This is a genomic window from Streptomyces sp. R-07, from assembly GCF_049913175.1.
Taxonomy (GTDB): Bacteria; Actinomycetota; Actinomycetes; order Streptomycetales; family Streptomycetaceae; genus Streptomyces.
Map to the genome: position 1 here is coordinate 7197633 of NZ_CP183978.1, position 11649 is coordinate 7209281.

Genomic DNA, 11649 nt, shown 5'->3' on the forward strand with positions numbered 1-11649 from the left:
GTCACGTCCGTGTCGTCGGAGGTCGGCGCCTGATCGACTTGCTCCGGGGGGGAAGCGTAGAAGACTGGTGTTTGACGACTAGGACCACTAGAGGCCGACATGTCCTCTCGTTCCGAGCGACACTCCTCGATCGACGCGTCATCATTGCCCGTACCTCACGTGATGCGTTCAGGGGCACTGGCGATTCTCTCCATCGTTCTCTTGGTCGTCGCTGTCTGCTGTGTGGGCTGGGTGAAACCAAGGTGGCAGGCCTCGGAGAACTGGCCCGGCTGGTTCCAGGATGTCTCCGAGCGGTTCATGGCGTTCTTCGAAGGCGCTGAGCGGATCGTGACGGGGGGCAAGGACGGAGCCGGCCTGAGCCTCCGTCTGTTGTGCCTGCTCCTCCTGATCCTCTCGTTCATGATGTTGCGCCGTTGGATGCTCCAGCGAAACGCATACAAACCGGGGCCGGTGGACGTGCAGCACCTCGCCTCCTCGACCGCGGAGGGCGAGGAACATCTCGAGGGTCTCACCGCCCAGTTGCGTAAGCAGCTGTCAGAGACGAACCTCTATCCCCCATCCGCGCTTCCCGCCGAATCTCCGGCGGAAAACTTTCTCGATCTGCTCGGCGACATCGACCTGGAGCCGAAAAAGCTGGGGACGAGCATCTTGCGCTTGTTCAGTCGGCTGAGGCCGAAGGTCGCCTACGCGGTGCGCGGAGTGCTGCGTGTGCGGGAGCAGGAGCCCGTGTTCGGCGTCACCGTCACCGTCACCTCCTACGCCATGAGGGGCAGCCGTACGGAAACGCTGTGGCGAAAGACGTGGGGGGACGCGGTGCAGGCTGCCGGGTACTGGGTGATGGCCGCACTGGTGCCCGTCACGCAGGCAAGCCGGAGGGCACCCTGGCAGGAATGGCGCGGCCGGAATCTGCAACCCGAGCTGTTCGCCGCCTACCAAGAGGCAAGGGAACTCTGCCAGGAGCGGCAGTTCGACGATGCCCTCGACCGCTATTACACGGCGCTACGGCTCGATCCCACGAACCTGCACCTGCGCACACAGATCGCGGGAACACAGGAGAAGCTGTGGTTGCATCTCGATGCCCTTGAGACCTATCACGGAGCAGTCCTTCTGGACGGGCAGAGCAGGGAGCAGCGGAGCGCCCGCCTGAGCAGAGGTCCCTGGAATCCACGCCGATCGTTGTCCAAGCGGTACCGATGGTGGCGCAACGGCCTGCTCGAAGCGCGGTTCCGCTATGCCGTCGTCCTCGGTATGGCCGAACGCACCGCTCATCAGTGGTGCAGGTCGACCGTGGATCCTACTGATTACCGCAGGTGCCCCCGGCGCGCGCACACCCGAAGAGAGATACGCAAGTCGCTGACCCCCGCACTCGTCGAGCGATATTGGCGAACGGTCATCTATCTCACGCCACCAGGCGAGAAGGAGCCTATTTACGGCGAGAAGAAGGCCAGGGCCTGGCTCGAGCGTGAGCTCGGGGAGGATCGGCTCGACCAGAAGACCGTCAGCTTCATATTCCAGCTCGCTTGCGAGGAGGAGATGTATCAACTCGCCTGCGACTACCCCGTCCTCCGCTTCCTCAGGAATCCCAGCAGACGGCGGAGCAGAGGACTCACGTGGACCTCGCTCCGGCTCAATCGGGACGTGTGGGCGCCACTGCGTCTGGCATGGGCTGTTCAGCAGACCGAGAGAGGCCGGGTGAAGGGACTGCGGAACGATCTCTCCTGGCCCATGGAGCCGAAGGACCTCAGGAAGCGCGTAGAGCGGGCGCGAGGCCGGTGGATCTGGCGAGGCATGACGGAACGGTTCAGGAACTGGAAGCTGTGGCCGCCCCGGCCTTGGCAGGACAGTTACAACGCGGCATGCGTGTACGCGGTGGCGATGACCGGCCATGAGGAAAAGCAGAAGCGGGACGAGCTCGCCGCGCTGGCCGTGGGGGAGCTCGAGGCCGCCGCGAGAGCGGACTTGACGAGTTTTCACCCGATCATGCGCTCCTGGCTCCTCACAGAGGATCCGGATTTTGAGGAGCTGCGCCCGCACGACCGGTTCATACGCTTCGAACGCGAGACGTATCCGCACGACGCCCCCGACCGTGACCGGCCCCAGCGCCCCCTGTGGGCTGAAATGATGGCCTACGACCAGCAGTTGCTGGGCGGCGCCGCGCAGGTCATGGAGCACACATGGCGCCTGCGCGGGAAGCTCCTCCCCGCCGAGTCGCACGTGATCGCCCAGTGGTTCGTCACGGAGAAGTCGGTCTGGCAGGGCGTCCACCGTGTGGCCGCCAATCAAGGCCGGGACTGGCGTGACCGGGCGAAGCTCCTGCAGACCGTCCGGGCGATCGCCGACTCGGCGCTCCTGGCGAAGTGCGGCCTGCCATCCAAGCTGCCCGAGCTGGACGATCTCCTGGACGAGGCGACATGGTTCGGGGCCGGGTCAGCGAAGGAGAGCCTTACGGAATTCGGGCAGTGCATCGAGGAGCGGCTGAGAATCCTGGGCCGAGCGATCGGCGCGCCCAACGCGGCTGTGTCCCCCCTCCGTCGAAGCGATCAGTGGGTCGAAGCGGTCAAGCACAGCGGAACATCGCCCAATGTCGTGATGCAGGCCGCTGTCCAGCAGGCGTGTGCGGACTATGAGGCGACGTGGCGGGCGCTGCGCGATCAGCTCGATCCCGAAGACGATGAACTGGCCTTCCCCAGAGCCCTGCACTCGCTCCATAAACCCGACGGGGTGTGGAGGTTCCTTGCCACGCTGAGGACAAGGGTGCCGACCGGCTTCCGCCCCACCAGCTGACTCGCGGGGTCCGTCAGGGCTGATCGAAGCCCTCGTCCGAGCCGTCCGTCGCCCCCGCCGGGAGAGCGGTCCCTTCCAGTACGGCACCGTGCGCGCGAACGGCCGGACCACGACCAACCCGATGGACCTTGGCGGCGCCTGCGCGACCGGCGGCATCATCAGCTACCAGTCGACTATCGACGAGTTCGCCGTCGGTAGGCTCTAGCAGCCGCCGCTGGCCCGGTCGGCGCACTGGCCGGGCCACAAGTGGCACATCTGCGTGATCTGCTCGTGGGCCAGCCTAGGGTTGAGGTCAGTCAGGTTTACGGGACAGCCCTTATAGACTTCAACGTTCCCGTTTCCTACAGGGTGTTCTTCCGCAGGAGCGTGAGTACCTCGTGGAGCACCGCGCTGAGGCGGACAGGCTCGGGGATGTCGCCCATGCTGATGGCTGGCACGCTCGGGCCGATGGGTCGGTGCATTACGTCGTCGCCGATGACACGGGAGCCTGCGAGGACCTTCGCGTGGGCCTTGTCCGTCTTCTGCATAGCGAATCGGTGCTGGGCCGCTACCTGGTCGAAGCTGGTATGGCCGAACAGCGGCGGGATGTGGTCCAGGATGGCTCGGATCATCGCAGCGCAGACGTACGGGTTCCCTGCCGCGTAGGCGTCGTTCAACCCTTGGCACAGGGCGACGAGCTTGTGGACCTTCCACGTGGACTTCGCTCCCGCCTCGACCAGGTCCTCCAGGAGGTCGGCGGCGACATACGCCCCCCGGTCGGTCGTCCCGGATGCGGCCGGGGCGATCTGCGCCGGCACCTGGCCGAAGCTGAACCCGCTGATGTGGCCGGAGGTGCCGGAGTAGTCGGGGGCGTTGACGTGGACGATCTCAGTCGTCTTGTCGAGGTACTCCTCGAGGGTGGTGACATCGCGGAACTGCAGCACGCTGCGGGTGATCTCCCGCTCCCAGGTTCCGTCGGGACGCGACGTGCCGTTGCCGCTGCTGATCGCGGGCTCGTAGGACAGCAGGTCGGGAAGAGCCTGAATGAACGTTGATGTCAAGCCGGGTATGGCCAAAGTCAGTTCTTCCGAGCGCAGGTACGCCTTGCTGACCTCGGTGCTTGAGCTGGGCTTGCTGGTGTATAGGTCGATCATGTGCCGAAGCACTCGTATGAAAGGTTCGCCAGCCATCATGCGCATCTCGGGGAGGACGATGGCGGCGGCGATCGTGAGGCGTACTCGGTCACCTTCGCCCACGGGCGGGCGGATGCCTGTCGTGAAGCCGTACCCGGCGCCGAAGGGGGTTTCCCTGCCGAGGCGTGGCAGGGAGGCCAGCAGGTCGTCGGCGTCGATACGGCGCTGGTCGTAGTGATGCTGGACGTTTCCCCACAGAGGCCATTCACCAGTCGCGAGCCAGGGGCTCGCAAGGTGGGCGAGCAGGCCGATCTGCTGATGCGAGATAGACAGGTCGAAGAGCGTGCTCAAGGGCTTGTTCAAGGAGACCTCTCGGCGGGAGTGAAGCGCACAGCCAGTTTCAGGCTTGCGACCGCCGCCGACACGCCCTCAGGTGGTGCACTCTATCGGTCCGGCCCGACGTCCCCCTCGTATAAAGGTGCTCTCCGTCGCGCGGTGCTCGGCCGCCGCGCGGGGTCAGACGATGTCTGCGGGGCGCGCGCGTGGCGGTGTGGCGGTGAAGAAGTCACGCAACGGCTGTTCAACGAGTCGCTCGTGGTCCGGCCCCTCGGCGGCGGCGTCGAGCAGGGGTGCGAGATCGTTGGTGTCTGAGGGGGTCAGGACGAGCCAGCGCAGGAAAATCTGCAGCGTGAGGAGTCTGAGTGTGCGCAGCGCTTCAAGCTTCGTCTTCTCGGTCTGGTCCTTGATCACGTCGCCGTGGACGTAGGTGGATCGGGCCTTGTATGCCTGCTGGACGAGGGCTTCGGTTCGTTCCCGTTCCGCAGGGGTGAGAAAGAGTGCGGCGGCACGAGACCGGATGTTCTCGGTGATGTGCTTGTGGTCCTTGTCCGCAGGGCTGATCAGCAGGGCTTCCAGGGTGATGACGTAGTCGAGGAGCAGAGCGTCGGCCTCCACGGGCCAGACGCAGTCGTCGTCGTAGGTGCGCTGGTAGGCGGCCAGGAGGTGGCGGGCGGCTCGTTCAAGGCGTCGGGCGCGCCGGTTGAGGATGCGCCGCTCGTGCGTCACACCGGCCATGACGGCATCGATCTTCGCCGAGATCGTGGTGCAGAAGGCGGTCAGGGCTGGGAGGCTCGTGGGTGGGACGTGGAAGGCGCCGGTCTCACGGACCTCGACCTCGTTTTCCCTCCCATGGCGGTCTTCATCGATGTGGAGTGTGGTGGGCACTGCGGTGGGGCGCAGGTCGAAGCGCCGTCCGCGTTGGACGGTGAAGACCGAGTCCACCCGCAGGAGTTCGTCGTCCCACAGCATCAGCGGGAGGAGGGCCTGCCAGTGCTGGGCCTCTGCCCGCGGGCCGGTGAAGTCGAACCAGGTCGGACGGCGGGTGACCGTGTGGTCGGGGGCAGAAACGTGGAGGAACGGTGCACCAGCGATCAGCCCGAGATCGAGACCGCCAGGCATGAGGCCATGGAGCGCCGGCATCGGAACTGCCTGACGGAGCTCGTCCTCGGTAAAGGTCTGCAGGGTGTACCGCCCCAGCCGGATCCGCGTTCCCCGTGGGAAGCAGCCGTTGAGGAGCAGCCACCGTTCGGGAGCCGGTGCCGAGTGGGCGCAAAACGCGACGAAACTGTCCGCGACCTCGGCCTTGGGTACGTCCGCGCCCTGAGCGATCAGTCGAGTCGCCGCGCCCAGGCCCGACTCACCCAGCAGGACCCGGTAGTTCGGTATCCGGTCCCCGTTGACCTTGGCGTAGAGGTCGGGGTGTTCGTCCCTGGGCGCAGCGGTGGATACTGCTTCTTCCAGGGCTTCCCAGTTCGGCCCGTCCGCCAGCGCCTCGTCGGTGATGGCGTGGGGGGTCGGCGGCAGGTTGTGGGCGTGCTCGAGCCACGACAGGGCGGCCTCGCGAAAGGGGAGATGTTTGCTCATGCGGCCCGAAACTAGCTGCCCGCCTCGCCCGAGGGCAGCGGTTTTCCCGCACCGGAACGGAAGTGCCCGGGGCGGGCGCCGAAGCGAGGAGACGGCCGGCGATGAAAGCCCCAGAGTCCTGAATCGGGCGGACCCAGGGGATGTGAAACCGGCGCACCTGCCTGTCATCGGTCCGGTCGGGCGGATGTGTCACTGTCGCGCTCCTCGACCGACCAGGCTGGCGGGGCCCGGGCGACGGAGCGTAAAGCGCAGGACGCCGCCCCCTGGCAGCTGCACACTGTCGAGCATGCCTATGGAATCGGTCGCTCTGCCGGTCGTCGACGTGGATGTCCGCGCCTCCTGGCCCCGTCCGCTCGCCGAGCTTGTTGGCCGGCTCGCCGACGACGCCCGCCGTGCGGGTCATGCCCCGGAGTACTACCAGGACCTCGACATCCTGGCGCACGAGGACACGGTGCTCGCCTATCTCGAAGGACACCTCGTCCGGGCCCGCCACCACACCCGTCTCCTGGGGTACGAGAAGGACGCGATCCGCGCCCAGGGGCTGCGGCTGCTCGACGCCCGGCTCGTCAACGACCGCCTGGACCAGGCCCGCGCGCTCGGGCACCTCACAGCCGCGGAACACGAGAGGCTGCGGTCGGTGAACGAGACGGTTCCCGGGCACCGCGGGTGGGGCAGGCGTGAGGACCAGGTGTGCCTGACCTTGTCAGCCGCGCCCCTGACCCACCACATCGACGGGATCCACCGGTTGCTGACCTACTGGGGCGGCGAGGCCATCTACTGGCAGCACTGCGAGGGCTCCCCCGTTCTCGCCGCGAAGCTCCGAAGCCTGGGAACCCCTTCGGTCGTCACCGCCCTCCTCGACCTCACTACCCGGGGTCAGGAGGGGCACAGCGTCTTCCCCTCCGTCATCCACGTCTTGGCCGGCAAGGCCCTGGGCCACGAGTCGGCCGACGCCGACGTCTTCTACAGATCGCCGATCCCGCCCGAGCGGATCGAGTCCATCGTGTCCCCCGGTGATGCCGCCTACGACCGGTTCCCCGGCCTGCCCCGTGGCTGAACCCCTCCGCCGGGGTGGGCACCCCAATGCCACCCGCTAGAGCCTGTCTCTTTGACTGGTGAGTAACTCGTGGTGGGTCTGGTTAGTCTGCTGCGATGACGGACAGCGAGCTGATCATTGACCTGCGCGGTCGGCTGATCGAGACACTCGACGACTTCTGGGACGCGGTGAGCGAGCCGTGCGGATTGCCGGAGTGGTTCGGCCGGAACCTGGACGCGTGGTCGGACACGATTCAGACCCGGGGCATCTCTGAAGTGATCGACATGTACGACATCCTGATCGTGCACGTCGACCAGCTGGGCCTCTTCAACGGGCACCGGCAGGAGGCCAACATCCTGGCTGGCATCTTCGACGGAGAACAGAACCGGCTCGTCGTCCATCGGCCGGCCTGACGAACCCTTCAGACGCCTTGCTCAGCGCCGGGTCCAGATGAGGATCGCGGCAAGGTGCAGTGCGGCCTGGTAAGCAATGGCGAGCTTGTCCGTCCGCATGGCCAGGCCGCGCCACTGCTTGAGCCGGGCGATGCACCGCTCGACGGCATTGCGTTCCTTGTATGTCTCGGCATCGAAGGCGGGCGGGCGGCCTCCGGCGCGGCCTCGCCGCAGACGGTGGCCGATCTGGTCGGAGGGCTGAGGGATGACAGCGCGAATGCCGCGTCGACGCAGGTGGCTCCGGATCGTGCGGGATGAGTATGCGCAGTCTGCCAGGACGGCATCGGGTCGGGTTCTCGGTCGTCCGGGGCCGGTGCGCGGAACACGGATGGCGGCCATGACGGTCTCGAAGGCCGGGGCGTCACCCGCCTGACCCGCGGTGACGCGAAGGGCCAAGGGCCGTGCGTGGCCGTCGCTGGCAAGGTGGACCTTTGTGCTCAGGCCGCCGCGGGAGCGTCCGAGCGCGTGGTCGTCGGGTTCGACCCGGCCTGGAGCCCCTTTTTCCGGGCGCCGGCGGCGTGCTGGTGAGCCCGGCAGACGGTGGAGTCCACAGACACAGTCCAACCGATGTCGTCAGCCCCCTCGGCCGCTGCCAGCACCGCGGCAAGGATGCGTTCCCAGGTGCCGTCCACGGCCCACCTGATCAGGCGTTTGTGGGCGGTCTGGAACGAGCCGAGCTCGTCCGGCAGATCCCGCCAGGGCGAACAGGTGCGGTACTTCCACGCGATGGCCTCAAGGGTGCGGCGGTGATCGGCCCACCGCCGGCCACGAACCGGATCGGCCGGCATCAGCGGCTCGATCCGGTCCCACATCGCATCAGTGATCACTAACCGGACAGACATATCCGATCAACTGATCAACCCATCAAAGAGACACGCTCTAGTCCGACGTTGCTCATTCAGCGCCCAGCAGCCGACTGCATCGCCTCGTTCGTGACGCTGCGGGCGCGCGCGGCATCGGCACGAAGCGACGCCGCTGTATGCGTGGACGTCGTGCCGAGAAGCCCGGCCGCCTGGACGATGGTTCGGAGAGCGCGCAGGGTCTCCGAGGCGAGGATTTGGTGCTCCGAGGAATGTTCAACGAGATCGCGGGCCGCGTAGCCGTCGCCAGCCCCCAGGGCCTCGTCGACGAGACGCTGCGAGACGGCTTCCGTGTGTGCGGATAGGTCGAGGACGGTAAGGCCCCAGCGAGTCCGGAAGACGGCGAGGCCAGGCTCGATGCGTCCGTCGAGGTAGCGGCGGATCATGTGGGAGACGGCCGTGTCCGCGGTGTCGGAGCCGTCGGCCAGGAGGCACGCGACGGTGAGGCAGGAGGCGACGTCCTCTTCCCACGGATCGGTGAAGCGGGAGGCGTTGAGTAGGCCGAGGGCCGCTTCCGGTTCTCCGCCGACGATACGAGAGAGCACCGCAATTTGGCGTCCGTCGAGCAGGCGGCCTCCGATCCCGTTGTGCTGTTCCACCTGGTGGAGGGCTTCCCTCCACCGGCCGGCACCAATGAGCGCCCGGGTGCCGTCGGCGAGAAGGACCGTCCAGAGCCACTGGACGATCTTCTTCAGGTCGTCCTTTGAAGCGGTCAGGTCGACCAGCGAGAGAGTCCGACCGTCGATCGTGGCTTCTGGGGCACGGCTGCTCACCGCCTGGAACAGGTCGGACAACAGCTCGTACGCGGCTTCGCCGTCACCAGCGCGGATACGGAGCCGAGCGAGGTTGACGAGGGGTTCCAGCGCGAGCCGGGCAGCGTCGGCAGGGAGCGGCCGGGGGGCGTGGAGATATACCTCGGCATGAGCCCAGCACAGGGTGCGGGCCAGGGCCGGCAGGCCGCAGTCGCTGGCGATGAGAGCGGCCTTGTTCTGCGTGACGGCGGCCTGGACGAGGTCGCCGTCACGCTCGGCCGTGTCCGCCAGCTCGGTGATCTCCCGCAGCCGTTCGGCGATCGGCGGGCACGCTGCCCGCCCGCGGCCAGGGTCCAGACCGTGCCGACCTCCGCGCGGGCGTCCACCGTGGTGGTGAACGCGTCATTCGCCGCCTTGTTGCTGGTGAGCAGGACCGGGCCGGGAGCCGAGAGGATCGCCGGGATCGCCAGCCCGGACGTCTTACCGGAACGCGGGGCCATGATCGCGACGATCACGTCCTCCCAGGACGCGCGAACCTCGGCCCGGCCCGGGGTGAGGGTGCCGAGCAGGATGCCGCGGTCAGCGGGAGCGACCTCTTTTACACTCCCGGTCGCCGAGGGACGGGCGCAGGCTCTTCGCCTTCGCGGTGATCTCCTTGTCCAGCAGCGGCGCCAGGTCGCCCTTGCGAGCGAGACCGGTCTTGGCCCCGGCGCGCCGGGGCAGCCACAGCACCAAGCCGGTGGTGAGCAGGGCCAGGGTGAGCAGGCCGGGAACGACGCGGGCACCGACCAACAGCGCGGTGGTGCTCAGGGCCGGCCACAGCACCTCGGGGTGCAGCAGGGCGTCGGTGGCGCGGAACGGGGCCCACGGGCCGCTTCCGACGAGGGAGTTGGTGAGGTTGCCGGTCAACCAGGCGAGGGAGCCGAAGGCCATGGCGGCGCCGAGGACGCCGAACAGGAGGTAGAGGAGCGCGTCGGAGCCGGTGGTGGTCGACGGCGCGCTGGTGCGCGGGGAGGGCACGGGCGGTTCCTTGGGGTGCGAGCGGGCAGGGGCGGGGCGCGCTCGGCTCTCGTGCAGCTCATGGGCCTACTCCTTCGGGATCGAACGGAATCGTTTCAGCGGGAACGCGGGGCGGGACGTCCTGCGGACGGAACCGGCGAGGGGGCAGGAGGGACGTGGGTGCCAGTGCCGGCCTTGGCCGCGATGGGTGAGACGGCCAGCGCCGCGCTCCGGGTGACGGACGGGTTCGAGGACTGCGTCGGCGCCTTGGCCTCGGACCGGGAAGGGCCGCCGACACGACGCAGCTCGTCCTCCGAGTCGACGAGTTCCGACTGTGCCGAGCAGACGAAGTCCGCCGCGAAGCCGAACCGGTCGGCCAGCCTGTACGCCTCGTCGTCGAGGTCGTTGATGTGCTCGCCGGCGGCCTCCAGCGCTTCCCGGACGCGCTCCAGGGCCCCGTGCTCGGGGTGGAGGAGCTGGTCGACCGCTCGCCGGAGGCCCTCTCCGTTCGCGGCCGACCTGATCGCATCGGTGATCTGGAGAAGCGCGGCGCCAGCGGCGTAGGACTCAACCGGATTCACCGGGGTGCTCATCCGGGCCACGTCCAGGGAGGGCGCGAGAGCGACGTCGTAGCGGGCGGCGCGGAGCATCTCGGCGGCGTGGCTGGCGATGGCGACCTGGTCGGCGACCGGCGTGGTGGTGGGAAGTCGGTGGCGCCGACCGTGCCAGTCCTGGATCTGCTGGAAGCCGGCGTGCTTGAGGATCATGGCGGAGAGATCGTCGTTGGCGCCCTTCGCCACGACGCTGCCGCTGAACTCGGAAGAGATGGTGATCGGAGGAGCGGGCACAGAAGTCTCCTGGGCACGGGAAGTCGGAGGGGAGGCGGTGGCCAGGTGTCCCAGCTCGGCCGCGATCCGGCGGCATTCGGTCTGGAGGCGAAAGGCGTCGCGGTAGCCGTTGTGCAGGCCGCCGTCCTCGCGGGCGAGGCTGGCCACGACGTACACCTGCTGGGCCTGGTTGCGCAGGGCGATCCACCGGCAGGCGTCCGGATCACCGTCCGGGGCGATGCCGGTGGCGGACACCAGCCGTCGGGCGACGCCGGCCCACTGCGCGTCGGTGAGGTCCGGCAGACGGGGATCGGAGCGCACCGAGCAGACCCACGTCGGCCGAGCGGGAGCACGGGCCCCGAGACGCTCGACGGGAGCGTCGATCGCCTGGGCCAAGTACGACAGCGAGCCCGGCTCGGTGAGCAGTTCGACCGGCGCCCCATGGCCGTCACCCGCGACCAGCCGGGGGTTGACGTGGTTGCCGCGTTCACCCGGCCCGTACAGGTAGGTGAGCAGGCCGGCGGCGTCGCTGGCGCGCTGCAGGTGGGCGATCACGGCGGCTACCTCGGAAGGGAATGACGGAACAACGGCCCGGGAGGTCGGACCGACGGGGAGAGAATCCGCTGGATTCGCGATTTGGCCCCGCCGGAGATCACTGATAGAAGCCGCGCTCACTGGCCCTGACCTGCGGGGAGCGCAGAAGCTGGTGCCCGCCGCAGCGGGGCACCGAATGGGCTAGTGATCTGAGTCAGAGATTCGTCGGCAGTAGGCGGCGACTTTGTCGAGGATCTCGTCGCAGGTTCGGCCAGGACGAGCTGGTCGGCGTGAAGCGCAGGTGGAACCGGGGGTGGGCCAGCAGCCGTGCGCGTGCAGGATAGCCACGGCCATGTCGGCGAACAGCTCC

Annotated in this window: 9 protein-coding genes; 3 read left to right on the forward strand and 6 right to left on the reverse strand. The window is 67.9% G+C overall.

Annotated features, from left to right (window positions below; genetic code table 11):
- Window positions 1-99: 99 nt before the first annotated feature.
- Window positions 100-2784, forward strand: coding sequence for a hypothetical protein (locus tag ACN9M0_RS32870; protein WP_366041308.1), 2685 nt, complete (start codon window positions 100-102; stop codon window positions 2782-2784).
- Between the two features lie 341 nt (window positions 2785-3125).
- Here ACN9M0_RS32870 and ACN9M0_RS32875 read toward each other — a convergent pair whose 3' ends face one another.
- Together ACN9M0_RS32875 and ACN9M0_RS32880 are read right to left on the reverse strand one after the other, a co-directional pair.
- Window positions 3126-4247, reverse strand: coding sequence for a hypothetical protein (locus ACN9M0_RS32875; RefSeq protein WP_366041307.1), 1122 nt, complete (start codon window positions 4245-4247; stop codon window positions 3126-3128).
- 165 nt (window positions 4248-4412) lie between these two features.
- A complete protein-coding gene (locus ACN9M0_RS32880; protein WP_366041306.1) occupies window positions 4413-5819 on the reverse strand; it encodes a hypothetical protein in 1407 nt (468 codons plus the stop codon).
- Window positions 5820-6105: 286 nt separating this feature from the next.
- On the opposite strand from ACN9M0_RS32880, the gene ACN9M0_RS32885 reads away from it, so the two are divergent.
- Window positions 6106-6876, forward strand: a complete 771-nt coding sequence (locus ACN9M0_RS32885; RefSeq protein ID WP_366041305.1) for a hypothetical protein — start codon at window positions 6106-6108, stop codon at window positions 6874-6876.
- A gap of 95 nt (window positions 6877-6971) precedes the next feature.
- A complete protein-coding gene (locus tag ACN9M0_RS32890) occupies window positions 6972-7268 on the forward strand; it encodes a barstar family protein (protein ID WP_426404707.1) in 297 nt (98 codons plus the stop codon).
- 21 nt (window positions 7269-7289) lie between these two features.
- Here ACN9M0_RS32890 and ACN9M0_RS32895 read toward each other — a convergent pair.
- The 4 genes from ACN9M0_RS32895 to ACN9M0_RS32910 all read right to left on the reverse strand — a co-directional run bounded on the left by ACN9M0_RS32895 (window position 7290) and on the right by ACN9M0_RS32910 (window position 11300).
- Window positions 7290-8149, reverse strand: a protein-coding gene (locus ACN9M0_RS32895; RefSeq protein WP_426404708.1) for an IS5 family transposase whose coding sequence is annotated in 2 segments (ribosomal slippage) — window positions 7290-7807 and window positions 7807-8149 — 861 coding nt in all. Because the reading frame shifts where the segments join, the coding sequence is not laid out codon by codon here.
- 56 nt (window positions 8150-8205) lie between these two features.
- A complete protein-coding gene (locus ACN9M0_RS32900) occupies window positions 8206-8961 on the reverse strand; it encodes a hypothetical protein (RefSeq protein ID WP_366041227.1) in 756 nt (251 codons plus the stop codon).
- Window positions 8962-9498: 537 nt separating this feature from the next.
- Window positions 9499-9939 (reverse strand): hypothetical protein, encoded by a 441-nt coding sequence (locus tag ACN9M0_RS32905; protein ID WP_399701819.1) that lies wholly within the window; start codon window positions 9937-9939, stop codon window positions 9499-9501.
- A 95-nt stretch (window positions 9940-10034) separates the two neighbouring features.
- Complete coding sequence (locus ACN9M0_RS32910) at window positions 10035-11300, reverse strand: hypothetical protein (protein ID WP_266971865.1); 1266 nt, start codon at window positions 11298-11300, stop codon at window positions 10035-10037.
- Window positions 11301-11649 lie beyond the last annotated feature (349 nt).